This window comes from Microbacterium sp. sgz311019, from assembly GCF_056135325.1.
In genome coordinates, this window is record NZ_JBWAXO010000010.1 from 1 (window position 1) to 22844 (window position 22844).

Below are 22844 nucleotides of genomic sequence, written 5' to 3' on the forward strand. Positions count from 1 at the left end.
CATCGTGCGTTGTGTCTTTCTGTGAGTGACTTGGTCGTTGTCTCACTGACCATCGCACGATGGCTCACCACGTCCTCGACGTGACACTCGAGCCCGAGATCTACACCACCCCAGGGGACGTCACGTCGGCACGCGGAGGTTGAGTTGCGGCGGTATCCGCCATGAACCGTGGCCCTGGCTGCGCGTAGTCGGGATATTTGGGTCACCGGCCGTTGGCACGAGTCCCGACGGCCGGTGACCATTCGCTGTCTCCGCGTCTACGAGCGGTCGAAGCGCTCCCCCTCGGGGTTGCTGTCCATGATCAGGAATATGAGCACGATGAGCGGCCCCACCAAAGGGATGAGCACGAGGAAGTAGAACGCACCGGACCGGTTCGTGTCATGAAGCCGCCGCCAGACGATGGCAAGGGAGGGCAGGAGGATGGCCAGCCCCCACAACCACGAGAGCCCCATGAACAGGAAATAGCCGGCACCCCACACGAACTGGCCGGTGGTCGCGTCGATGTGGCCGCCGCCGAACACGAGGGCGAGCACCGAAAGCGGAAGGGCGACGATCGTCGTGAACAGCACTGCCCACCAGTACTCGCTGCGACTTGCACGCCCGCTGAAATTCACGTAGTTGCGCCAGAACCGGGACACCGCCTGCCCGAAAGTGGCCCCATACAGCGGCTTGTTCAACGGCGCAGTCGCGACCGACACATCACTCATAATTCTCCTTCACTTGAACGGGCTCCCGATTAAGCAGCCGCCCGCAGTTTAGCCACGGTTCAAACAGTGCCCCCAAGTCACGCTGAGTTACGGCTTCAGCATTCCTCGCATACTTCACACTGGGCGCCGGACAATGCGCGGCGAAGAAGCCTTTCAACGGGATCCTCGGACTCCGCCGCCGCAGGTTCGATTCCTGTCCGGAACACAAGTTGCGGCGCCCGGCCATAGATTGGCGTGCTGAGATGTTCTCATGCGCCTTCGTGTCCATGGTCTGGCTGTGCTTCTCGTCGTGTCGAGCGTCCTTCTCTTCGGGTGCGCGTCCGGCGGCTCGACGGGAGCGGGAACATCGGGCAGCCGTTCGAGCTCGTCACCTGCAGCCGGCGGATCCTCGGGCACCGAGGTCATCCCTGCGGGGCCGGTGGCGGGCGCACCTGCCACCACCCAGCGGCCGGTGACCCAGGTCGCCGACGACTCGGGCATCCCTGGCGTCATCGCCTGGTCGACGGCGGTCGACGGGAGCGGCAACGCGGTGAGCGGTGCCGAGGAGCACACCCACGTCACCGGGAAGGTGACGTACGCGAGCACACCGCCCGCCGGAGGCCCACACGACCCGGTCTGGATGAACGCCGGCGTCTACGACAAGCCGGTGCCGAGCGAGCGCGCGGTGCACACGCTCGAGCACGGCGGCGTCTGGATCTCCTACCGCGCGTCGCTCACGGACGCCCAGGTGCAGCAGCTCGTCGACTTCGTCGGCAAGCAGTCGCTGATCCCGGAGCAGATCTCCGGGCTGCCCGGCCAGTCCAACCGATACATCACCATGGCCCCGTGGGCCGATGACAGCCTGCCGAGCCCCATCGTGATCTCCGCGTGGGGCCACCAGTTACAGCTCGCGGATGCCTCGGACGCGCGCCTGCAGCGATTCGTCGACGTCTTCCGATTCAGCCGCACCTACTCGCCCGAGTACGGTGCTCCGGTTGACGGGGTTCCCGTGCAGACGGGCGGCGTCGCGGCGCAGTACGGGGGCACCGTGCCCAATCCGAGCGGCGCCACCGACGAAGGCTCAGGGAACTGAGGCCGGCGTCGCGTTCGGCAAGCCGGATGGGGAACTCCGGCGATAGCATTCGCGGTATGTCCGAGGAGCCGGCGACATCCGTCACCGTCGACCACCACTTCGACGCTGCACCGGAGCTGGTGTGGAGCGCATGGACGGACCCGACGGTCGTGTCTCTCTGGTGGGGTTCGGACCCCGAGGGCGTGGTGACATCGGCAGAATTGGACGTGCGACCGGGCGGGCGTTTCGTCATCTCCTTCCGAGATTCCAGCGGTGACGTGCACACCTGCGCGGGGGAGTACCTGCGCGTCGAGGAGCAGACCGAGCTGGATTTCACCTGGTCGTGGCTCAGCGAGACCAACGCCCCATCCCGAGTGACCGTGCTCCTGGCGGCGGATGACACGGGAACAGACATGCGCTTCGTGCACGGCGAACTCCAGGGCGTGACGGATCACGATTACGCGCAAGGCTGGCGGCGCACCTTCGCGAAGCTGGACCGCGTCCTCGCCGGGTAGGTGTCCGCCCGGGTGCGGATGCTCGTGAGCCAGGCGAACACCGCCATCGCAGTCGCGGCCCCGGAAATCCCAGGTCACACATCATCTAGCCGTGATCCGCCGCAGGATCAACCCCTGGGCGAGACGCGGGGCGATGGGCGGAGAGGGGTTAGCGTGGGTGGTGGATGTCGGAAAGTGGGTGATGGGCGAGTGGGCGAGATGAGATCCCTTTGGGCTGCCGCGGGCGTGCTGGCGCTGGGGCTCACGCTGTCGGGCTGCGCCGGCGGGGAGTCCTACTCCAGCACGACGGCCACGACGCTGCAGCACGGAGTGCTGGCGGTGGCGCAGGCGGCGAGCGCGAATGACCTTGCCGGTGCCCAGCAGAAGCTCACCGACCTCGAGCGCATGAACGACGCGGCCGCCCGCAAGGGCGAGATCAGTCGCAGCCGCCACGACGCGGTCGCCGCATCCATCGCCACCATCCGGGCGGATCTGTCGCAGCTGCAGGATCAGGCCGACAAGGCCCGCCTCCAGCAGCAGCTCGAGCAGCTGCAACAGCAACAGCAGAACCAGCCGAAGCCGAGCGGCAACGGAAAAGGGAAAGACGGCAAGGGCGACCATGGGGGCGGTGGCTGAGCGTGACCGACACCAGGAGAATGCCGCAGGCCGACTCGCCCCTCGTGGGCAGGCGACTGGCCGACCGATACCGCGTCATCGAGCGGATCGGCCAGGGCGGAATGGCCGAGGTCTACCGGGCGACGGATGAAGCGCTGGGCCGCGAGGTCGCGCTGAAGGTCTTCCGCCCCGAGTACGCGTCGTCCGAGGATCTCGTTCGCCAGCAAGCGGAAGTGCGCCTTCTGGCGAAGCTGTCGCATCCGTGCCTCGTCACCTTGTTCGACGCGGTCGCAGACGCAGACGGCCGGGTCGTCCTGGTGCTGGAATTCGTCCCGGGCACCGACGCCGGACACCGGCTGCGCGCCGGCGTGATCGACCGGGCTGCCCTCGGGGCGATCGGAGCGGACATCGCGCGCGCGCTGGCCTACATCCACAGCCAGGGCGTGATCCACCGGGACGTGTCGCCGGGCAACATCCTGCTGCCGGATTCGCCTCACGCGGTGGACGCCAAACTCACCGACCTCGGCATCGCCCGCCTGGTGGACGAGGCGAAGCTGACCGCGACCGGTCTCGTGACGGGAACGGCGAGCTACATGAGCCCGGAGCAGGTCACCGGGCAGCACCTCACCGCCGCCACCGACGTCTACTCGCTCGGACTGGTGCTCCTGGAGGGACTCACCGGGCATCGCGAATACCAGGGCAAAGCTGTCGAGGCGGCCGCCGCGCGACTGGCGCGCGACCCGCGGATTCCGGCGGAGCTCGGCCCGGCATGGGGCGACCTCCTCCGCGAGATGACCGCGCGCGACCCCGCGCGACGCCCCAGCGCAGATGAGGTCGCGGCCCGCTTTGGCACGATGCCGGAGGACCCACCGGGGGATGCCGCCGCCATACCGGGGGAGGCCACCGCCACTCTCGCCCGCACGCAGGAGGCCACGGTCGCGATGCCGCCCGCGGACCTGGACGCCCCGCCATCCACGCGCGCGACACTGGTCATGCCCGCCCCCGCGTCCTCCCCGGGCCCTGCCCGGGGAATGAGCGACCGGGCGGCAGCACTGGCGCGCACGCGCGCCCGCCCCCGAGCGATGATCCTGGTCGCCGCTGTCGTCGCAGTCCTCGCGGCGGTCATCATCGCGTTCACCGCCATTCCCACGCTGACCCCCTCGACGACGCCCGACCCCGTCCGCAGCTACCCCGCGGTGGGCGGCACGCTGGGCGAGCACCTGAAGCAGCTCGAGCAACACGTCTCGACGACCACCAGACCCTGATCGACGCGCACGACGTCCACGCCGAGCCACGCGGGTGCACGATCAGGCAGGCGTCACCCGCAGCCAGACGAAGCCATGCGCCGGCAGCTCGAGACCGTCGTCGAGCCGGATCGGGCCGCCGCCCACGACGTCGACCGCAGCCGCAGCGAATCCGGACAGCGTGACCGGATCGATCCGGACCGCGTCGTCGCCGACGTTGGCGAGCACGAGCACCGTGTCTTCGTCTCCCGGACGCTGATAGCCGACCACCGTGCGCTCGTGCGCGTCGAACGGGATGAGGGTGTTGCCGGCCAGCTCCGGGGTGCGCCGTCGGGCCGCGATGAGTGCGGTGAGCCGCTCGTGCACGCGTCCCGCGGCGGTCGACAGGTCGTGGCGGCTGGCGTACGCCGCATCCGGTCGTTCCGGGCGATGCACCCACCGGCTGTCGCCGGCGTGCGCCGGATCGTCCCGATAGGAGTAGTCGTTCAGCTGCGCGACCTCGTCGCCGAGGTAGATCAGGGGGATGCCGCCGGTGGAGAGGGCGATCGCATGGGCGAGGATGACCCGGTCCTCGCCGCCGTCGTCGCCCGCTTCGATGCCGGCGAGGGATGCGGTGGTCCCCGCGATGCGCGCATCCCCGGTCTTCGGGTTCTCCTGGAAGGGCACCCCGCGAGAGAACGTCCCCTCGATGCGGCCGACGTAGAAGTCGTTCAGGAAGCGGCGGTGCGGGTAGCCCTCGATGCCGAGCTCCGCGGCATCCTCATCGGCGAACGTCCAACCGATGTCGTCGTGGCTGCGCACGTAGTTCACCCACGCCGTGCCGGCAGGCAGCGCGTGGCGGCGCTCGAGCGCCTGCTGGAGCATGCGGCCGTCGCGGGTGGCCAGAGCCTCCCACGTGAGGGCCATCTGCAGCGGGTTGTACGAGAGGCGGCACTCCTCGGGCGAGATGTACGTGATGACCTCGTCGGGATGCACGATCGCCTCTGACTTGAACAGCACCGACGGTGCCCCCATGTGCAGCACCGCGTTGAACGCACGAAGGAGGAGGTGCGCCTCGGGAAGCGACTCGCACGCCGTGCCGAGGCGCTTCCAGATGAATGCGACCGCGTCCATGCGGAGGATCTCGACGCCCTGATTCGCGAGGAACAGCATCTCGCCCGCCATGGCCTGGAAGACCGCGGGGTTCGCATAGTTGAGGTCCCATTGGAAGTGGTAGAACGTCGCCCAGATCCACCGTCCGTCGGGCAGCTGGACGAACGCGCCGGGATGGTCGTCGGGGAAGATCTCGCGGACCGTCTCCTCGTACCGGTCCGGCATCGTGCGGTCGGGGAAGATCAGGTAGAAGTCCTCGAACCCCGGCTCGCCGGCGACAGCCTTGCGCGCCCACTCGTGCTCGTTGCTCGTGTGATTGAAGATGAAGTCCACGACGAGCGAGATCCCGGCCGCGTGCAGGTCGGATGCGAGCTGTGCGAGCTCGTCCATCGTCCCGAGGCGCGGATCCACCTGCCGGTAGCTCGACACCGCGTACCCGCCGTCGTTGTTGCCCTCGGGAGATGCGAACAGCGGCATCAGGTGCAGGTATGTGAGGCCGAGCTCCTGGAAGTACGGGATCTGCGCGCGGATGCCGGCGAGCGTGCCGCCGTACCGGTCGACGTAGCAGACCCCGCCCAGCATGCCCTCGGACTGGAACCAGTCCGGGTCGGCCTCGCGCCGCGCATCGTGCGCCTTCAGCGCGACGGGTCGCGCACGCCACGATGCCGCGGCGGCCGCGATGACGGATGCCAGCGCCTCGCGGCCGTCGTCCCGGCCGCCGTAGAGCTGCGCGAAGAGTTCGTGCAGGGTCGGGAACGACTCCCCGAAGCGGTGCAGGAACGCCTCGTCGCCCCCGCCCAGCGCCTCCCGCACGGCGGCAAGTGCGGCCTCGCGGTCGTCGGCGGTCTCCAGATTCAGTCGTGCCATGCTGCTCCCTCCATCGGGATCGTGACCGGCGGGGCGGCCCGGGCTTCGAGCGCCATGCTCTCACCCGGAGCGCCGGAGGGCACCCCCGGCATGCGCATCCGGCTCACGCGCCCTCCGGCCGGTCGACGGCCGTGACGTGCAGCAGCAGCGCGTGGGCAGGTTGCAGGATCGGCAGGGCGATCCCGACCTCGGCGAGGAAGGATCCGGATGCCTCGGCCCCCTGCGCCATCCACGCCGGCGCGGCGATCTGCATGAAGCCCCTGCGGGGGCCGGCATCGGCCGACGCGACCGGAGGCTCGAGATCGATCGCCTCCACGCGATAGCGACGCTGCGGGTCGAGGCCGGGGAGTCCGGCGCATCCCGGCGTCGTCGCGACCGACGTGCCGAGCGCGACCGCGGCGAACAGGCCCTCGGATCCGTCGCCGGCGACGACGCCGTGCAGCACCGCGTTCGGGTCGGGGAGGTCCGCGTTCACCCGGCGGCCGGTGTGGAGCAGGTGGCGGTGCTGCTTGAAGAGAGCCACGGTGCGGGCGAGGGTCTCGAGCTCGTCCGGACGTGCCTCACGGAGGTCCCACTCGATGCCCAGGTGCCCGAACAGAGCGGTGATCGCGCGGAACGAGAGGTCGAGCTCGCGCCCGGTCGTGTGCGCTCGCGGCGGGCCGATGTGGGTTCCGACGAGTTCCGGCGGCAGCACGGCCTGCGTCCACCGCTGGATCGTCTGCCGTTCCAGTGCGTCGTTGCAGTCCGACGGCCACACCCGATCGGTGCGGGCGAGGATGCCGAGGTCGACGCGACCGCCGCCCGAGGAGCAGGACTCGATCTCGACGGTCGGGTGCGCCGCCTTCAGGGCGTCGATGAGTCGGTAGAGCGCCCGGGTCTGCGCGTGCACGGAGGGTCGGCCGTCGTGGCCGGCCTCGGTGAGATCGCGGTTCTGATCCCACTTCAGATAGGCGATGTCGTACTGCGCGAGCAGGGCGTGCATGCGCTCGTAGACGTACTGCCATGCGTCGGGGTTCACCAGGTCGAGCACCTGCTGGTGACGGAACTCCAGCGGCCGGCGGGCGGGTCGCGACGTGTCGAACGGTCCGCTGATCCAGTCCGGATGCGCCCGCGCGAGGTCGGAATCGGCGCTCACCATCTCCGGCTCGACCCAGAGCCCGAAGTCCATCCCGCGGGCCTGCACCGCATCGATGAGCGGACCGAGGCCGTCGGGCCAGCGGGCCGCGTCCACGTGCCAGTCGCCGAGCGCCCGCCGATCGTCCCGGCGACCGTGGAACCAGCCGTCATCGAGCACGAACCGCTCGACGCCCACCGCGGCGGCGCGGTCGGCGAGCGCGACGAGCGGCTGGAGGTCGTGGTCGAAGTAGACGGCCTCCCACGTGTTGAGCACGACCGGACGCGCGGGGCGGGGGTGCGTCTCGCGTGCCCGGAACCACTCGTGGAAGACGGCGGTGATCCCGTCGACGCCGGCATCGGAGTATGCGGCGTACAGGACGGGGGTGGAGTACGTCTCGCCCGGTTCGAGCACGATCTCGCCGGAGCCGAGCAGCTCGGTCGCACCGAGCATCCGCCGCCCGTCGGTCAGCGCGTCGAGGTACTGCTCACGATCGCCCGACCAGGCGAAATGCGTCGCCCACACCCGGCCGCGGCGGTTGGCGAATCCGGACGTGCCGACCGCGATGAGCAGCGACGCGTCGTGACCCGTGCGGGCGTGGCGGCCGGTGCGGACCCACGTGCCGTCCTCGACACGGTGGCGCCGTGGATGCTGCTCGCGGCACCACCGGCCGGAAAGGTCCAGAAGCTCGGTGGCAGCGGCGGGAATCGGCAGCGCGAGTCCCAGCTCGTCGAGGCGGTACGGCGTCGGCCCGGAGTTCTGGAGCTGCGCCGAGAGCTCGAGCATCCCGTTCCCGTGAAGGCGGAGGTGGTGGGTGACCTCGAGGCCGGCGACCGCGTCGGCATGCACGATGCGGACCCCCCGACCGTCGGGCGTCGGATCCATCTCCGTCAAGCGCAGCGCGGGGGAGAAGTCCTTTCCGTCCCTGCTTCCGCGCAGTCCCGGCCGGCCGAGCCAGCCCGAGGAGGCCTGGGGCAGGAGCCCTGCCACGACCGGAACGTCGAAGGACGAGTGCGAGATCGGCGGGGCGAGCAGCATCGGATCGGCGTCGGCGCCGTTGTGGTCGATGGGCGGGCCCCAGTGGAGGATCTCGGCCTGAGGGGCGTGGTCCGGGCCGGTGCTGAGGAGAAGGCTCACGGAGTGGGAGCGCAGGTGGAGAGTGCTCATGGGTCTTTCTGGGGAGGGATGCGGACAGGGGGCTCCGGGGCGGCCAAGACGTGCTTCGGGGGCCCGGCGCGGTGCCGGACCCCCGAAGCGGTGAGGGCCTTACTGCTGGAAGAGGGCGTTGACCTGGGTATTGGCATCCGTCAGCGAGGACGCGGGGGACTTGAAGGAGAACACCGAGTCCATCGCGGGCTGCATGATCGTGGTGATCTTGGACGAGTTCTCGGACAGCGGGTAGAGGGCGGTGGTGCCGTCCTTGACGTGCACGAGGAACGCGGACATGTCGAGCCCCTTCGCCGCGAACGCGGCCTGCGCCTTGTCGGTGGCTTCCTTGATGGCGGGGAAGACGACCGCCTTGGACCCGATGATGTCCTGGCAGGCGGGCGAGGCGAGGTATTCGACCCACTTCGCGGCGGCAGGCTTGTTCTTGGATCCGACCCAGATCGAGTCGCCGAGACCGTTGAACATGCTGGCGCGCTTGCCGGACGGGCCGACCGGAGTCGGTGCGAGGCCGAGCTTGGCGCCCATCTGTCCACTCGCGCCGCTGGTGACCCAGTCGCCCTGTAGCAGCAGACCGTACTTGCCCGCGGCGAGCAGGCTGACCGAGTCCTGGTTGGTGACGGCGGCGATGGAGGGCATGTAGCCCTTCTTGATGAGCCCGGAGTACCAGGTGATCATCTTCTGGAAGTCGGCGTTGTTGAAGTTGAACCCGGTGCCCCAGGTGTCCTTGTTCATGTACTTCCAGGCGCCGAGGCTGAGCGCGTACGGCGCCCACTGCGTCTGGCCGACGTAGCCGCCCGAGCCGCCGTCCAGGCCGAGGCCGTAGACCTTGACGTGGGCCGGGTCGAAGCCCGCCTCGTCGCCGCGCTTGCCGTTCTGGTCGATGCTGAGGTGCGCGATGACTTTCTCGAAGGTGCCGCCGTCGTTCGGGTTCCAGGTCAGCGAGCTGAGCTGGCCGGGGGTGACACCGGCGGCGTCGGTCATGTTCTTGTTGTAGAAGTAGGCCGTGGTGTCGAAGTCCTTCGGCAGGCCGTAGCGGTTGCCGTCTTTGGCCACCCAGAGGTCGGCCAGTCCCGGCTGGTACTGGGTGAGGTCGATCTTGTCGTCCTTGACGATCGAGTTCAGCGGGACGAGCTGCTTGTCCTTGACGAACTGGGGGTACTGGGAGATGTGGTCGGTGAACACGTCCGGAGCGGTCCCCGAGGCGAACCCGGTGGTCAGCTTGGTCCAGTAATCGCCCCAGGAGTACTGCGAGATCTTCACGTTGATCTTGGGGTTGGCCTGGTGGAACGCGTCCGCGCACGCCTGGTAGGCGGGCTGCTGGTTGTTGTCCCAGAGCCAGTACGAGACGTCGCCGGAGGCGTTCTTGGTCGTGAGGGCGGCGTTGTTGCCGGAGCTGCTGCCGCCGGAGCATCCGGCCAGGGCGATGCCCACGGCGGCGATGCCGGCGATGGCTGCCGTGATCTTGGTGGTGCGAGACATTGCGGTGCCTTTCTTGGGGGTGGGTTTTTGCGGGAGAGGCTCTGCGCTACTTGAGCCCGGAGAATCCGATCGAGTCGACGACTCGACGTCCGAAGATGAAGAAGAGGACGAGGACGGGGAGTGCGGCGATCACGGTCGCGGCCATGAGTCCCGCCCAGTCGGGCGCGCCACCCGGCGTCTGGGACTTGAAGACGCCGAGCGCGACGGTCAGGACCCGGGTGTCCTCCGTACCGCCGACCAGCAACGGCCAGAAGTAGTCGTTCCAGGTGCTGATGTACGTGAGGATGCCGAGCGTCACGATCGGCGCGGTGGACATCGGCACGATGATCCGGAAGAAGATCCGCAGATGCCCGGCGCCGTCGATCTTGGCCGCCTCCTCGATCTCCTTGTTGATGCCGAGGAAGAACTGGCGCAGGAAGAAGATCGAGAACGGGGCCATCAGCAGGGTGGGCAGGATCATGCCGACGATGGTGTTCAGCAGTCCCATGTCCCGGATGAGGAGGAAGTTCGGCAGGATCGTGAAGATCCCGGGGATCATCAGCGCGGTGAGGAACACGAAGAACACGGCGTTGCGTCCCGGCCAGCGCAGGCGCGCGAACGCGTAGGCGGCGAACGAGCAGAACAGCAGCTGTCCGAGCGTGACCGCGGTCGCATAGATGACGGAGTTGCGCAGGTACAGCAGGAAGTTCACGTTCGCCCCGGATCCGCCCTCCGCGATCGCCTGGGCCGGGCTGGCCAGGCCCAGTACCCGCAGGTACGGGCCGATCGTGAAGTCGACGGGGAGCAGGCTGGTGGGATTGGTGAACAGCGCCTTGTCGCTGGAGAACGACGTGCGCAGCATCCAGTAGAACGGGAACAAGGTCAGCACGAGGACGGCGATCAGCAGCGCCCAGGCCAGGAACCGGCCCGGTGACAGACGGCGCCGCGGCCGGGCGACCCGCTTCTTCGACGAGGCTCCCGCGGTGACCATGGTCTCGGTGGCAGTGACAGTCATGACGGATTCCTTAGGCGAGGTCGGACTGGTCCGCGCGGAGCAGGCGCAGCTGGGCGAACGCGATGAGCGCGAGGATGACCATGAGCACGACCGACAGGGCGCTGGCGTAGCCGAACTCGTAGTTCCCGAACCCCTGCTGGTAGATGTAGTACTGCATGACCCGGGTGGCGTTGATCGGGCCGCCGCGGGTGGTCACCGCGACGGTGTCGAAGATCTGGAACGAACCGGTCACGGAGGTCACAAGGACCAGCGCGAGGACCGGACGCAGCAGCGGCAGGGTGATCCGCCAGAACGACTTCCACTCCGTGGCGCCGTCGATCGAGGCGGCCTCGTACAGGTAGGTCGGGATCGTCTGCAGGCCCGCGAATACCAGCAGGGCGGTGTACCCCATGTACTTCCAGACGTTCACGAGCGCGATCGTCGGGATGGCCCAGGTCGGGTCGTTGAAGAACGCGATCTTGTCGAGGTGGAAGAAGGAGAAGATCTCGTTGACCAGGCCGATCTGGTAGTCCAGCAGCCAGAACCACACCATCGCAGCGATCACGTTCGAGATGAGGAACGGGATGAGCAGCGACCCGCGGATCGTCAGCGACTTCGTCAGCCGCTGCATCAGCACCGCGAGGAGGACGGCGACGATCGTCTGCACCACGATGTTGATCAGCACGTACTCGATGGTGACCGCGAGCGCGTTCCAGAACAGCGGGTCGCTCGCCATCTTGATGTAGTTCTTCAGGCCGATGAACTGGGGGTCTGACAGCAGGTCGTAGGACGTGAGGCTCAGGTAGACACCGCGGATGGTCGGGTACAGGTAGAAGACCAGGAAGCCGAGCAGCGCCGGCGCGATGAACGCGAGTGCGGTCAGGGTCTCGCCGCGGCTGTAGCCCTCGGGCTTCGGCCTGCGTCGGCGGCCGGCGCGCTTCTTCTGCGTCTCGTACTCGCCGAGCGCCTCGGCGGTGGTGAGGTAGCTCTCCGTGGTCATGAGCTCGCCCGCCGGTCCAGATGGGACGTCATCGTCTCTTCCCTTTCGCCTGCTGGGTCGTCCGGGGAATCGGACTCCTTGGCGAGCAAGCTACACGAGTAACCAATACCCTGCAAGAGGAATATTTGCGGAAATACGGGTGAATGCTTTCATCTTGTGAGAAGTAGGTTGACTCGTGTAGCCAACGAATGGAACACTCGCCTCATGACCTTCACGCTCGGCATCGTCGGGGCCGGACAGTTCTCCGGCCAGTTCGCCAAACTCTTCGACGCGCACCCGCTGGTGGGCGATGTCTACGTCACGGATGTGGTTCCCGAACGGGCGAGCGTGCTGGTCGAGCGCCAGGGGCTGGCCGGAACGTACCCGAGCTTCGAGGCCATGTTGGCGAGCGATCTGGATGCGATCGCCATCTTCACGCAGCGCTGGACGCACGGGCCGCTCGTCGTCCAGGCGCTGCGCGCGGGCAAGCACGTGTACTCCGCCGTCCCGATGGCCGTCACCGAGGACGAGATCGCCGCCATCATCGAGGCGGTGGCCGACACCGGCCTGACGTACATGATGGGCGAGACGAGTTACTACAACCCCGCGACGATCTACGCCCGCAAGCGCCGCGAGGACGGCTCGTTCGGCCGCATCTTCTACGCCGAGGGCGACTACGTCCACGACATGGATCTGGGCTTCTATGCGGCCTACCAGTACTCCGGAGGCGCCTCCTGGAAGAGCACCGCGAGCTACCCGCCCATGCTGTACCCGACCCACTCCGTGGGCGGTGTGCTGGGCGCGATCGGCGGCCACGCGGTCAGCGTCAGCTGCATCGGCGTGCGCGACGACAGGGGCGACGGGGTCTTCGACCGCGAGGTGAGCGCGTTCGACAACGACTTCTCCAATGCGAGCGCGCTGTTCGAGCTGGACGGGGGCGGCGCGATGCGCATCAACGAGTTCCGCCGGGTCGGGTACCCCTCGCATCTTCGCGAGAGCCGGTTCCGCTACTTCGGCACGGAGGGAAGCTTCGAGCAGCTCGTCGCCTGTGCGGTATGGCAGGACAAGCAGGGCTTCACCGATGTCTCAGAGCTCATCGAGACGCGTCCGACCCTGGATGCGGACGACCCGTCGCTCGCCGACGTCGACCCCGCACTGCGCGATGCGTTCGTCTCCGGGCTGGCGCCGGTGCACGATCCGTCGCGGCTTCCGGCCGCCCTGCGGGCGATGCCCAGCGGACACGAGGGCAGCCACCAGTTCCTCGTCGACGACTTCGTCGTGGCGGTGACGAACGGGACGTTGCCGCCGGTCAACGCCTGGGAGGCCGCACGCTACACGCTCCCCGGCATCGTCGCCCACCGTTCGGCGCTCCTCGGTGGCGAGCGCCTGACGATCCCGGATCTGGGCGACGCACCCCGTTCCTAGGATGGTGTCGTGCCTCGCATTCCGACATCGAGCAAGCCCGCCGCTACCCGAAACGACGTGGCGCGGCTGGCGGGTGTCAGCACCGCCGTCGTCAGCTACGTGCTGAACGAGTCCAAGCGCGTGTCGCCCGAGACGGCGGCGAAGGTCCGTGAGGCGGTGGCGATGCTCGGCTACCGTCCGAATCAGGCGGCCCGGGCGCTGCGCCTCGGCTCGCCGGAGATGGTCGGCATCGTCATTCCGGATGCCACGAATCCGTTCTTCGCCGACCTCACCCACGAGGTCGAGCTCGCGGCCGAGGAGCGCGGCCTCGCGCTCCTCGCCGCGAACGCCGACGGCTCGCCCGCGCGGGAGCGCCGCCTGGTGGAGAAGTTCACGACGCGGCGGGTGGACGGCATCCTCCTCAGCAGCACCCTCGCCGTGCCGGACGTCCAGGCCCTCCTGCCCGGCGATGTGCCGTTCGTGATGCTCAACCAGTACGACGACATCGCCGGTGTGAAGTCGGTGGGAGTCGACCTCTATGAGGGTGCCCGCCTCGGCGTCGCACACCTCGCCGGTCACGGTCACCGCACCATCGGGCTCGTCGCCGGCACGACGTCGGGCGGCAACCTCGATGCCCGCGAAGCAGGCTGGCGCTCCGCGATCGAGGAGCACCGGCTCACTCCGGGGCCGATCGTCCGCGACACCTTCACGATGAAGGGCGGCTACGCCGCCGGCCGCTGGATGATCGAGACCGGCACGATGCCGTCAGCGCTGTTCGTCAGCTCCGACCAGATGGCCATCGGCCTGCTGCTGGCCGTGCATGAGGCGCAGATCCGGGTGCCCGAGGACGTGGCCATCGTGTCCTTCGACGGGACCAAGGACGGCGAGTACAGCTGGCCGCCGCTGACCTCCGTGGCGCAGCCGGTTCGCGCCATGGCCCAGGCGGCGGTCGCCGCTCTCGTCGACGACGGTGCACAGGCGCGCGCGCAGCTCTTCGCGCCCACCCTCGTGCGCCGCGTATCGTGCGGCTGCCCCGTCGCGGCACGCGAGGCGTAGCGCTCGCGGCGGTCGCGGCGACGACACTCGCGCGCAGAGGACGCGGCGTCGACATCCGGTGGAGCAATCCCGGCAGTTCCGCTCCGCGGGTTGGGGGACGCGGACCGATGCGGACCGATGCTCAGCCGGACCTCACATCGGGGGCGCGTTCGTCCACCCCCTGGGCGGGGCTTTCGACGGATGCTGCGGAGTCTCCCTGCTCCGGCGGCTGCTGGCGGCCTCGGATCGCCCGCCAGACGAGGAAGGCGCCGGCGGCGATGATCGCCAGCGGCCACAGCACGTTCACCACAGTGACCCACTGGGCCGCACTCGCCAGAACGGCGATGGCCCCCAGGGCCATGGCGCCCGCGGGGAACCACGCCCACCACCGCGGGCCGACGCCACCTGGCAGCACTGCGACGAGGACGAAGGTCAACGCCGCCCCGATCAGGAAGATCGCGCCCGTTTCAGCGGCTCCGACCGCCGCCGCCACAGCGATGACGATCGAGAGCGTCAGCAGGATGCCCGCCGGGATGAGCGCCCACCAGCGCGCATGGTCGCGGAGGTAGACCGCCCAGAAGCCCACGCTGATGCCGGCGAGCAGGGGCACCTCCGTCCATTGCCCGAGGCCGTTCGGATCGAGATCCATGAGGGTCGCGATCGCCAGTCCCAACAGGGCGGCGCTGGGGATCGCGGCCCGATCGCCGATCTGCGAAGAAGACATAGCCGAAGGTGATGCCCGCGCACGCCGCCACGCCGCCCCAGAGCACGGGACTGATCGGCACGTGCAGTGCCTCGAGCAGCATCAGGACGCCGGCGAGCAGGACGAGCACGCCGAGGGCGATCTGGACGGGAAGTCGCTTCATGATCCGGCCCTTCCGTGGGGGAGCGGTCGCGCGGAGTGTGCGCACCTCAAGGCTCCCTCCTGCAACGGGCCCGGGAGGGGACCATGGTCCCGCGGCTCCCATGTCCCTCTGCCGAGCGGGACCAAAGGCCTCACCGCGGTCCGTCCCGGGCGGTGATCCTGGACGACGTGCGTCGGATCCGGTCGCGGAGGCGCCATGCATCCGCGGCCCACCCTCCGTCGGGGTCGGCTTCCCGCAGCGGATTCCGTGAAGGATGAGGCGTGACGGCATCCGGTCGCCGGCCACGGAAGGACGGTTCCCCGTTGTCCGCCACCGCGCTCGAGCCCGCCGTCACACGGGTCGGCACGTCCCGCCGGCCGCCGGTCTTCATCGGGACGCTCCTCGGCGTCCTCGCCTGCGCCGTCTCGGCCGCAGGCTCCTGGGTCCCGTCGCTGTGGGCGGACGAGGTCACGAGCATCATGTCCGCCCGACGGTCGCTGCCGTCGCTGCTCACGATGCTGGGGAATTTGGATGCCGTCCACGGGACGTACTACGCCGGCCTGCACGTGTGGGGCCGGATGTTCGGACTGTCGCCGTTCGCCAGCCGCTTTCCGAGCGCCATCGCGGTCGGGCTCACCACTGCGGCGGTCGTCCTGCTCGCCGACCGCCTCCGCTCGCGCCGGGTCGCGGTCATCACCGGTCTCGTCTGCGCGATCGTGCCGCGGCTGACATCCATGGGCGAGGAAGCGCGGTCGTTCGCGCTCTCGGCGGCGATCGTGGCGTGGCTGACACTGGTCCTCGTGGTCGCGCTCGCCCGCCCGGCACCCCGCCCGGGCATCTGGGTCGCGTACGGGCTCCTGCTCACGGCCGGGATCTACGTGTTCGCGTACGTCATCCTCTTCCTGGCGGTCCACGCCGTCGTGCTTCTCGCCTCCCGGTCGTCTCGGCGCACGCTGTGGGCCTGGGGCGTCGCATCCGCGATCGGCGTCGCCGCCGCCGCGCCCGTGCTCGTCTACGGATTCGTCGAGCACGGACAGATCGCCTATCTGGCCGGCACCGACCAGGTCTCTCCGCAGGTGCTGTTCGGCGATCTGTGGTTCGGCGGCCCGGTCTTCGACGTGCTCGCATGGGCGATGATCCTCGTGGCCGTCGGATTCGCAGCGAGACGGGTGTGGATGCGGGCGGTCCTCGCCGCGTCGCCGCAGCGCGCCGCGCCCGGACTCGTCGCCGTCGCCCTGCTGTGGTTGCTCATGCCGACGCTGATCCTCCTCGCAATGCATCCGGTCGTGCCGGACTTCGCCCCGCGATACCTCACGTTCTGCGCGCCCGCGGCCGCGCTCCTCATCGCCTGCGGCGTGGACGACCTGCTCGGCGTCCGCCGGGCCGTGGGCCTCGTCGCCGGGGCGCTCGTCATCCTGCTGGCCCTGCCCGTCTATCTCTCGCAGCGCACGCCCTACGCGAAGAACGGGGCGGACCTGGCCGAGATCTCGGCGGTCGTCGCCGCCGAAGCGCAACCCGGCGACGCCGTGGTCTTCGATGAGGGCACCCGGTTGTCCCGTCGTCCGCGGCTCGCGCTGCACGGCTATCCGGCCGCTTTCGACGGCGTGCGCGACGTGACCCTGCAGGTCCCGTACCGGGACAACCTCCTGTGGCACGACGACGCTTACACGGTGCAGGATGCGGCGATCCTCGGCCGCTTCACGGGCATCGACCGGGTCTGGCTGATCGAATACGCCGCGGCGCCGGGCAAGGCCGACAGCTACGGCGTCCGGGACCTGGAGGCGATCGGGTATCGACCGGCGGGCGTCCGCATCCCGACCCACCGGGGTCTCCTGATGCTGTTCACGAGGTCGGGCCCCACGGGCTGAACCGGCCGGCGCCGGCCCGTTTCTCAGAACATTCTGAGAACGTGTCGCAGAGGCTGGCACCCATGCGTCGCAACAAGGTCCCCGAGGTCACCGCGCTCTTCTGGGTGACGAAGCTGCTGACCACGGCGATGGGTGAGACGACGTCCGACTACCTCGTGAAGACGTTCGATCCGTACGTGGTGGTGGGCATCACGTTCGTGGTCTTCGCTGCGGCGCTCGTGCTCCAGTTCGCGGTGCGCAGGTACATCGTGTGGGTCTACTGGCTCGCCGTGCTCATGGTCGCGATCTTCGGCACGATGGTCGCGGATGTGATGCACGTGCAGTTCGGCATCCCGTATCTGATGTCGGCGACGGGCTTCGCCGTCATCCTGGCCGCCGTGTTCGCGCTCTGGTACCGGAGCCAGCGGACGCTCTCGGTCCACTCGATCACCACCGGGGCGCGCGAGTTCTTCTACTGGTGCGCCGTGCTCGCGACCTTCGCGCTCGGGACCGCGGTGGGCGATCTCACCGCGGTCACGTTCGGGCTCGGGTTCCTCGCATCCGGATTCGTCTTCGGCGTGCTGTTCCTGCTGCCCGGCGCCGGCTATCGCTGGTGGGGGATGGGCGCCGTGGCGGCGTTCTGGACCTCCTACGTGCTGACCCGACCCTTCGGCGCGTCTTTCGCGGACTGGTTCGCGCGGCCCGAGGCCCTCGGCGGCCTGGGATTCGGCACCGGTCCGGTGAGCCTCGTGCTGTTGGTCGCGATCGTGGTCTGCGTCGTGGCGCAGTCGGTGCTCCGTGCGGCGCCGCTCGCGACGCGCGCCGGGGCGGGTCCGGTCAGCGTCGCCGCGCCGGACGCCTGATCCGCAGTCCTGCTTATAGATTCCTACCGAGCGCGGTCGACGATCCGGCCGCCCGACGAAAGGCGCCCACTGTGAAATCCGCCCTGCTGCGCATCCCGCGCCACTGGATCGTGTGGACCGTCGTCCTGTTCGTTCTGACATTCGCACTCGGGTTCGCGGCCAAGGCGATTCCGGCTCTCCGGTTCGCTGCGCTCGATGGTGCGATCAACAACGTCCACTCGCCGCTCCTCGACCAGGTCGCGCTGGCGCTCGACGTCCTGGACAAGCCACTGGTCGTCGCCGTCATCCTCGCCGTCACGTTCCTCGTGCTGCTGTTCATCGAGGGGTGGCGGCTCGCGCTCGCCGTGTGCGTCGTGACGGGCCTCGGCTGGTTGACGACCATCGTGGTGAAGGCCGTCGTGTCCCAGCCGCGACCCTCGACCTCCTCGCTCGCGCACGTGCTGAACGTGAGCCCGGCCACGTTCAGCTACCCGAGTGGGCACGTGGTGTTCGCGGCAGCCCTCGTCACGGCTCTCGTCATGGTGTGCCGCGGTGCGGCATCCCGATCGATCGTCATCGTCGTCGGCGCGATCTTCGTCCTGCTGGTGTGCTGGTCACGCCTGTACCTGGGCGTGCATTTCGCGTCGGACGTGGTCGGCGCCGTGCTGAACGGCGTCGCCGGCGTCATCCTGTTCGCGGGACTGTGGAACCTGGTGGCCGCGCGGGTGTTCCCGAGCCGGCTCGCCGACGGGGAGCGCGTGCAAGACCACGGCGGGCGCTGAGCCGCGCCAGGGATAGCGGTTTCCTTCGCTCGGTCCACCGGTCCCATGCCGTACCACGGGCGCCCGTAGACTCGCGGTGATGTCGGAACCGGGAACGAACCACGCGAGCGTCGGCGGGGTTGCGCCGACGCTCGACGACGTCGCGCGCGAGGCGGGTGTCTCGCTCGCGACCGCGTCGCGCGTGCTCAACGGCTCGACCCGAAAGGTCGCCGACTCGTACCGCGAGCGCGTGGAGGATGCGGCGCGCCGCATGGGCTACACCCCGAATCTGTCCGCGCAGGCGACGGCCCGGGGGACGAGCGCCATCATCGCCCTGCTGGTCGCCGACATCGCCGACCCCTACTTCGGCAAGATCGCCGCCGGGGTCGCCCGTGGCGCCGACGAGAACGGACTCGTCGTGACGATCGCCACCACAGAGCGCGATCCCGAGCGCGAAGTCGCCGTCATCCGGGCGCTCCGTGGCCAGCGGCCGCGTGCCGTGATCCTCGCGGCATCGCGGACCACGGCGTCGAGCGACCCCGGGCTGCACGCGGAGATCGATGCGCTCGCGCACGTCGGCAGCCGGGTCGTCGCGATCGGTCCCGGCGGCGGCGCGGTGCGCTCGGTCGTCATCGACAACCTCGGGGGAGCGCGCGAACTCGGCGCTGCCCTCGCCCAGCGCGGGTACCGCACGGCCGTGATTCTCGGCGCGGCGGAGGGCGTGCGCACTTCCGATGACCGCATCGCCGGGTTCACGGAGGGCTTCACCGCCGGCGGGGGGCGCATCGACCGCATCTACCGCGGTGCCTTCACGAGGGAGTCCGGCGCTCGGCTCATCGAGGAGGCCCTGCGCGACGGCATCGAGCCGGGCACGCTCGTCTTCGGGATCAGCGACGTCGTCGCCCTCGGGACGCTGTCGGTGCTGCGGGCACACGGGCGCGATGTCGGCGGCGACATCGCGCTCGCCGGGTTCGACGACATCCCCGTCGCCGAAGACGTGACCCCCGGACTCACGACCGTGCGCGTACCGCTCGAGACCGTCGGCTACCGGACGATGCACGCGGCGCTCGACGAGGAGTGGCCGTCGGCGTCCACGCCCATCCCGGTCGAGGTCGTCCTGCGCGACAGCACACCGGGCCGAACCGCGTGACCGACGACGAGCCGGCGTCCGCGCATCCAGCGACCCGAGTCCGTCACCCGCCTCGCCCGGATCAGCGGCACCGCTGAGCGTCACCGGAGGGCGTCCGCGATCCAGCGCGCGTACGCGTGCCACGGGTCGCGGTCCCGCAGGGCGGCGGCGTGCGCGAGCAGCTCGGGCGCTGCGGTGAACCACTCGCCGCCCTCGCGCAGATGCGCGAACTGCCGATGCCTCGCCTGCTCCAGCGGTCGGCCGCCCCGCTCGAAGGCGAGCAGCTCCTCGTGCCAGATCGCCGCGAGCCGCTGCTTCGGGTTGCGGGACGTGCCGATCTTGATCCGCTCCCGGTACCGCAGGTAGTAGACGACCTCGACGACGGGGCGCGGGAGGTCGGCATCCGGGGCATCGCCGAAGCGCCAGCCGCAGATCGCGCACTCCCAGCCACCGGGCTCCCGAACCCCATCGGTCCCCCCGCACAACGAGCACGGCCCGGGCAGGGCGCCTGGCCCGATCACCCCCCACCGCCAATGGGGGAGGTCGGTCGTATGGTCGCTCCATGCCGGAGAACGTCGCCAACTGGTGGGCACGCCGCCAGTTCTCGCGCGGTGTCGAAGTGCCGTATCCGGTGGGCACGTATCGGGATGCGTGGGCCGCCTTCCCCGCCCTCATCCGGCAATACCACCCCGACCTCAACCGTGGACTGACCCTGACGCAGATCCCGCCCGCGGCCGACGTGCTGCTGCTGTGGCAGTGCGAGGCCGGGCACCTGTTCGCCGCTACTCCGGACGAGCAGCGCAACCGTCCCGGACAGACCCGGCGCCGGTCGGCCTGGTGTCCCGAGTGCGCTGCACTCGCCGTGCCGCCGCGCATCCGTCCCGCCGGAACGCCGCGGACCAAGACGGCCAAGCCGGCGAGAGCGGTCTGCGCGAAGACGCCGGACCTGGCCGTCGGCGAGCCCTTCGTGAGCGCATGCGCGCCGAAGCCGGCCTCGGCCGTCGAGGCGCGCCTGCGGCAGCAGCTGTTCGCTCGGCTCGACGTGACACCCGGGTTCACCGCCGTCAGGGTCTCGCGGCCGTTCTACGGGCACCTCGAGGTCTGGCCCGACTTCCTGCTTCCCGAGCTGCGCGTCGCGATCGAGTACGACACGCCGGGCCGGTTCGGGCTCGAGCACGTGGGCCCGCGCGAAGACAGCGACCGCAAGAAGGACAGGCTGCTGCGCGCGGCGGGGTGGGAGGTGCTGCGCATCCGCACCGGCAGGCTCGAGCCGCTCGGCCCGCACGACCTGCAGCTGACCAGCCTCGGCCGGCGCGGGATGGACCGGATCGTCGAGCGGCTGCGCGAGATCCGCGGGCCGCTGATGGTGGACGCGTACGGCCGCGATGCGTGAGGGGTCACACGTACGTGCGATGGACATGCCAGTCGTCCTCGGTGCGGTAGACGTCGAACACGAACGACTCGCCGTCGGTGTCGGTCGCCTGGAACCGCCAGCCGTACAGGCTGTGCGGCTCCTCCAGCGGGACCGCCCAGACGCTCTCGCGCAAGCGAGTCGGAGTGTCGGTCACACGCCACCGCCGGCCCGCGTAGATCATGCGGGCGGGGACGTCGTCGACCATCCACAGGGTAAGAGTGTGTTCGACTGTCATCCCGTTCATGGGAGTCTATTGTAGAAGAGAGATTCGATTCCAGCCAGTGTCGGTTCGCCCCCGGTATCGCGGGCGGCACCGAGTGCCGGGCATGAGTCTGCCCGAACGCCGCCCTGGAGGATCGAGAGCCGCGACCGCATCTGCAGAAGCGCGGCACCGGCGAGGTCGACCCGTCACCGGCTCGCGAGCAGCCCCGTGATGATCGCATCCACGGTGCGCTCCGCGGACGCGTGCACGTCCCCGGGTGGCTGCGTACGCAGGGGCCCGCGCAGCGCGAGCAGGGCGAACCCGTGCACGGCCGACCAGCACGGCCACTCGGCACCCGCCCGCGCGGTCGGCGAGAGCGACCCGTCCGCCACGAGTTCGTCGAGTGCGTCGACCAGCGCGCTGAGCGGAGCCGGCATCCAGTCTCCGCCGGGCACGACAGTGAGGTCGGAGAACGCGACGTCGAACCATCCGGGCTCCCGCAGGGCGAACCCGATGTAGCCGAGTCCCACGGCGCGCAGTCGATCCCGCGCGCTCACCGGCGACGCACCCGCCGTCATCCTCTCGGCCATCTCGTCCTGGATGCGGGTCGCGACCGCCGAGAGCAGCGAATCGCGGTCGGCGAAGTGGCGGTAGGTCGCGCTCGGCGAGACGCCGGCACTCCGGGCGACGTCCCGCAGCACGAGCGCCGACGATCCGCCGCTGCGCGTGAGGTCGAGCGCCGCGTCGATGAGCGCCTCGCGCAGGTTGCCGTGATGGTAGGTGTCGCGCACGGGGGAGGGCTGCGGCATGGGTCCTCCTCGGGGGTTGACGCTCGGCGCCTGATGTGTACGCTGTGAACATATCATGTGAACGCCGCACACATCGGAGGAAGCCATGACCACCGCACTGCCGCCCGTCGTCGACCACGACACCTGGAAGCAGCAGCTCGACGAGCTCCGCGTCCGGGAGAAGGCCGCGACCCGCGAACTCGACGCGATCGCGGCGCAGCGGCGGCGCCTGCCGATGGTGAGGATGCCGGAGTACACCCTCATGAGCGCGGACGGGCCCGTGCGGCTGGCCGACGTCTTCGACGGCAAGTCGCAGCTGATCACCTACCACCACATGTGGCACGACGGTGCCGAGTGGCAGTGCCCCGGGTGCACCGGCGCGACGGCGCTGTACACGCGACTGGCGTTTCTGGACGGATACGACGCGCGGTTCGTGATCGTGACGCAGGGCGGGATCCGCGATGCTCTCGCCTACCGCGAGAAGGTCGGCAACCGGATGGAGTGGTACTCGACGGCCGACAGCGACTTCGGTGCCGACGTCGACGCACCGAAGGGCGGCGGGTTCGCCTACAACGTCTTCCTGCGCGACGGCGATGACGTCTACCGCACGTGGCACACGACCGGCCGTGGGGCCGAGCAGCTCCAGTTCTCGTTCGGGCTGATGGACATCCTCCCGTGGGGGCGCCAGGAGGAGTGGCAGGACGTCCCCGACGGGTGGCCGCAGGACGACGCCTACAGTCGGTGGCCGAGCCCGCAGGCCGTCGCGGCGGCCTACGGCCCTCGTTAGCCTGGAGG

Annotated in this window: 22 protein-coding genes; 12 read left to right on the forward strand and 10 right to left on the reverse strand. The window is 69.5% G+C overall.

Features of this window, described 5'->3' with window-relative positions:
* Nucleotides 1-257: 257 nt before the first annotated feature.
* Nucleotides 258-707, reverse strand: a complete 450-nt coding sequence (locus AC0NZN_RS15350; protein WP_474593188.1) for a DUF805 domain-containing protein — start codon at nucleotides 705-707, stop codon at nucleotides 258-260.
* Nucleotides 708-957: 250 nt separating this feature from the next.
* Between AC0NZN_RS15350 and AC0NZN_RS15355 the strand changes: the two genes are divergently transcribed.
* From AC0NZN_RS15355 to AC0NZN_RS15370, 4 genes are all read left to right on the forward strand, one after another.
* Nucleotides 958-1779, forward strand: coding sequence for a DUF3105 domain-containing protein (locus AC0NZN_RS15355; protein ID WP_474593189.1), 822 nt, complete (start codon nucleotides 958-960; stop codon nucleotides 1777-1779).
* Between the two features lie 56 nt (nucleotides 1780-1835).
* Entirely contained in the window at nucleotides 1836-2273 is a 438-nt protein-coding gene (locus AC0NZN_RS15360; RefSeq protein ID WP_474593190.1) for an SRPBCC family protein, read from the forward strand.
* A 198-nt stretch (nucleotides 2274-2471) separates the two neighbouring features.
* On the forward strand, nucleotides 2472-2888 hold the full coding sequence (locus AC0NZN_RS15365) for a hypothetical protein (RefSeq protein ID WP_474593191.1): 417 nt from the start codon (nucleotides 2472-2474) through the stop codon (nucleotides 2886-2888).
* A 2-nt stretch (nucleotides 2889-2890) separates the two neighbouring features.
* The gene (locus AC0NZN_RS15370; protein WP_474593192.1) at nucleotides 2891-4132 is read left to right on the forward strand and encodes a serine/threonine-protein kinase; all 1242 of its coding nucleotides are present in this window, start codon (nucleotides 2891-2893) and stop codon (nucleotides 4130-4132) included.
* Nucleotides 4133-4174: 42 nt separating this feature from the next.
* Here AC0NZN_RS15370 and AC0NZN_RS15375 read toward each other — a convergent pair whose 3' ends face one another.
* The 5 genes from AC0NZN_RS15375 to AC0NZN_RS15395 form a co-directional block, all read right to left on the reverse strand.
* Nucleotides 4175-6070 (reverse strand): amylosucrase, encoded by a 1896-nt coding sequence (locus AC0NZN_RS15375; RefSeq protein WP_474593193.1) that lies wholly within the window; start codon nucleotides 6068-6070, stop codon nucleotides 4175-4177.
* A 103-nt stretch (nucleotides 6071-6173) separates the two neighbouring features.
* Nucleotides 6174-8351 carry an alpha-galactosidase gene (locus AC0NZN_RS15380; RefSeq protein ID WP_474593194.1) on the reverse strand — a complete coding sequence of 726 codons (2178 nt, stop codon included), beginning with the start codon at nucleotides 8349-8351 and terminating at the stop codon, nucleotides 6174-6176.
* Nucleotides 8352-8450: 99 nt separating this feature from the next.
* The gene (locus tag AC0NZN_RS15385) at nucleotides 8451-9830 is read right to left on the reverse strand and encodes an ABC transporter substrate-binding protein (RefSeq protein WP_474593195.1); all 1380 of its coding nucleotides are present in this window, start codon (nucleotides 9828-9830) and stop codon (nucleotides 8451-8453) included.
* 46 nt (nucleotides 9831-9876) lie between these two features.
* Nucleotides 9877-10824: a carbohydrate ABC transporter permease gene (locus AC0NZN_RS15390; RefSeq protein ID WP_474593196.1), complete on the reverse strand. Its 948-nt coding sequence runs from the start codon at nucleotides 10822-10824 to the stop codon at nucleotides 9877-9879.
* 10 nt (nucleotides 10825-10834) lie between these two features.
* A complete protein-coding gene (locus AC0NZN_RS15395) occupies nucleotides 10835-11803 on the reverse strand; it encodes a carbohydrate ABC transporter permease (protein WP_474593197.1) in 969 nt (322 codons plus the stop codon).
* 204 nt (nucleotides 11804-12007) lie between these two features.
* On the opposite strand from AC0NZN_RS15395, the gene AC0NZN_RS15400 reads away from it, so the two are divergent.
* Together AC0NZN_RS15400 and AC0NZN_RS15405 are read left to right on the forward strand one after the other, a co-directional pair.
* Nucleotides 12008-13207, forward strand: a complete 1200-nt coding sequence (locus tag AC0NZN_RS15400; RefSeq protein WP_474593198.1) for a Gfo/Idh/MocA family protein — start codon at nucleotides 12008-12010, stop codon at nucleotides 13205-13207.
* A gap of 9 nt (nucleotides 13208-13216) precedes the next feature.
* A complete protein-coding gene (locus AC0NZN_RS15405) occupies nucleotides 13217-14242 on the forward strand; it encodes a LacI family DNA-binding transcriptional regulator (protein ID WP_474593199.1) in 1026 nt (341 codons plus the stop codon).
* 121 nt (nucleotides 14243-14363) lie between these two features.
* Here the strand turns inward: AC0NZN_RS15405 and AC0NZN_RS15410 are convergent, their stop codons facing one another.
* Nucleotides 14364-14945: a hypothetical protein gene (locus AC0NZN_RS15410; RefSeq protein ID WP_474593200.1), complete on the reverse strand. Its 582-nt coding sequence runs from the start codon at nucleotides 14943-14945 to the stop codon at nucleotides 14364-14366.
* A 402-nt stretch (nucleotides 14946-15347) separates the two neighbouring features.
* Between AC0NZN_RS15410 and AC0NZN_RS15415 the strand changes: the two genes are divergently transcribed.
* The 4 genes from AC0NZN_RS15415 (at nucleotide 15348) to AC0NZN_RS15430 (ending at nucleotide 19666) form a co-directional block, all read left to right on the forward strand.
* Entirely contained in the window at nucleotides 15348-16934 is a 1587-nt protein-coding gene (locus AC0NZN_RS15415; RefSeq protein WP_474593201.1) for a glycosyltransferase family 39 protein, read from the forward strand.
* Nucleotides 16935-16996: 62 nt separating this feature from the next.
* Nucleotides 16997-17776, forward strand: a complete 780-nt coding sequence (locus AC0NZN_RS15420; RefSeq protein WP_474593202.1) for a COG4705 family protein — start codon at nucleotides 16997-16999, stop codon at nucleotides 17774-17776.
* Nucleotides 17777-17847: 71 nt separating this feature from the next.
* Nucleotides 17848-18537 carry a phosphatase PAP2 family protein gene (locus AC0NZN_RS15425; RefSeq protein WP_474593203.1) on the forward strand — a complete coding sequence of 230 codons (690 nt, stop codon included), beginning with the start codon at nucleotides 17848-17850 and terminating at the stop codon, nucleotides 18535-18537.
* A gap of 79 nt (nucleotides 18538-18616) precedes the next feature.
* Nucleotides 18617-19666, forward strand: coding sequence for a LacI family DNA-binding transcriptional regulator (locus tag AC0NZN_RS15430; RefSeq protein ID WP_474593204.1), 1050 nt, complete (start codon nucleotides 18617-18619; stop codon nucleotides 19664-19666).
* 80 nt (nucleotides 19667-19746) lie between these two features.
* Here the strand turns inward: AC0NZN_RS15430 and AC0NZN_RS15435 are convergent, their stop codons facing one another.
* Nucleotides 19747-20166 carry a GIY-YIG nuclease family protein gene (locus AC0NZN_RS15435; protein ID WP_474593205.1) on the reverse strand — a complete coding sequence of 140 codons (420 nt, stop codon included), beginning with the start codon at nucleotides 20164-20166 and terminating at the stop codon, nucleotides 19747-19749.
* Nucleotides 20167-20207: 41 nt separating this feature from the next.
* Here AC0NZN_RS15435 and AC0NZN_RS15440 point away from each other — a divergent pair, with 41 nt between their 5' ends.
* On the forward strand, nucleotides 20208-21038 hold the full coding sequence (locus AC0NZN_RS15440; protein ID WP_474593206.1) for a zinc-ribbon domain-containing protein: 831 nt from the start codon (nucleotides 20208-20210) through the stop codon (nucleotides 21036-21038).
* A gap of 4 nt (nucleotides 21039-21042) precedes the next feature.
* Here AC0NZN_RS15440 and AC0NZN_RS15445 read toward each other — a convergent pair whose 3' ends face one another.
* Both AC0NZN_RS15445 and AC0NZN_RS15450 read right to left on the reverse strand, forming a co-directional pair.
* A complete protein-coding gene (locus AC0NZN_RS15445) occupies nucleotides 21043-21294 on the reverse strand; it encodes a hypothetical protein (RefSeq protein ID WP_474593207.1) in 252 nt (83 codons plus the stop codon).
* 173 nt (nucleotides 21295-21467) lie between these two features.
* A complete protein-coding gene (locus tag AC0NZN_RS15450) occupies nucleotides 21468-22070 on the reverse strand; it encodes a TetR/AcrR family transcriptional regulator (RefSeq protein ID WP_474593208.1) in 603 nt (200 codons plus the stop codon).
* An 85-nt stretch (nucleotides 22071-22155) separates the two neighbouring features.
* Between AC0NZN_RS15450 and AC0NZN_RS15455 the strand changes: the two genes are divergently transcribed.
* The gene (locus tag AC0NZN_RS15455; RefSeq protein ID WP_474593209.1) at nucleotides 22156-22836 is read left to right on the forward strand and encodes a DUF899 family protein; all 681 of its coding nucleotides are present in this window, start codon (nucleotides 22156-22158) and stop codon (nucleotides 22834-22836) included.
* Nucleotides 22837-22844 lie beyond the last annotated feature (8 nt).

What these genes read in the sequence shown, in the direction of transcription:
- AC0NZN_RS15445 (WP_474593207.1), bottom strand. Translation starts at nt 21,294, where the DNA reads ATGACAGTCGAACACACTCTTACCCTGTGGATGGTCGACGACGTCCCC.
- AC0NZN_RS15455 (WP_474593209.1), top strand. Translation starts at nt 22,156, where the DNA reads ATGACCACCGCACTGCCGCCCGTCGTCGACCACGACACCTGGAAGCAG.
- AC0NZN_RS15375 (WP_474593193.1), bottom strand. Translation starts at nt 6,070, where the DNA reads ATGGCACGACTGAATCTGGAGACCGCCGACGACCGCGAGGCCGCACTT.
- AC0NZN_RS15440 (WP_474593206.1), top strand. Translation starts at nt 20,208, where the DNA reads ATGCCGGAGAACGTCGCCAACTGGTGGGCACGCCGCCAGTTCTCGCGC.
- AC0NZN_RS15350 (WP_474593188.1), bottom strand. Translation starts at nt 707, where the DNA reads ATGAGTGATGTGTCGGTCGCGACTGCGCCGTTGAACAAGCCGCTGTAT.
- AC0NZN_RS15385 (WP_474593195.1), bottom strand. Translation starts at nt 9,830, where the DNA reads ATGTCTCGCACCACCAAGATCACGGCAGCCATCGCCGGCATCGCCGCC.
- AC0NZN_RS15365 (WP_474593191.1), top strand. Translation starts at nt 2,472, where the DNA reads ATGAGATCCCTTTGGGCTGCCGCGGGCGTGCTGGCGCTGGGGCTCACG.
- AC0NZN_RS15400 (WP_474593198.1), top strand. Translation starts at nt 12,008, where the DNA reads ATGACCTTCACGCTCGGCATCGTCGGGGCCGGACAGTTCTCCGGCCAG.
- AC0NZN_RS15410 (WP_474593200.1), bottom strand. Translation starts at nt 14,945, where the DNA reads ATGTCTTCTTCGCAGATCGGCGATCGGGCCGCGATCCCCAGCGCCGCC.
- AC0NZN_RS15450 (WP_474593208.1), bottom strand. Translation starts at nt 22,070, where the DNA reads ATGCCGCAGCCCTCCCCCGTGCGCGACACCTACCATCACGGCAACCTG.
- AC0NZN_RS15420 (WP_474593202.1), top strand. Translation starts at nt 16,997, where the DNA reads ATGCGTCGCAACAAGGTCCCCGAGGTCACCGCGCTCTTCTGGGTGACG.
- AC0NZN_RS15380 (WP_474593194.1), bottom strand. Translation starts at nt 8,351, where the DNA reads ATGAGCACTCTCCACCTGCGCTCCCACTCCGTGAGCCTTCTCCTCAGC.
- AC0NZN_RS15430 (WP_474593204.1), top strand. Translation starts at nt 18,617, where the DNA reads ATGTCGGAACCGGGAACGAACCACGCGAGCGTCGGCGGGGTTGCGCCG.
- AC0NZN_RS15390 (WP_474593196.1), bottom strand. Translation starts at nt 10,824, where the DNA reads ATGACTGTCACTGCCACCGAGACCATGGTCACCGCGGGAGCCTCGTCG.
- AC0NZN_RS15360 (WP_474593190.1), top strand. Translation starts at nt 1,836, where the DNA reads ATGTCCGAGGAGCCGGCGACATCCGTCACCGTCGACCACCACTTCGAC.
- AC0NZN_RS15395 (WP_474593197.1), bottom strand. Translation starts at nt 11,803, where the DNA reads ATGACCACGGAGAGCTACCTCACCACCGCCGAGGCGCTCGGCGAGTAC.
- AC0NZN_RS15355 (WP_474593189.1), top strand. Translation starts at nt 958, where the DNA reads ATGCGCCTTCGTGTCCATGGTCTGGCTGTGCTTCTCGTCGTGTCGAGC.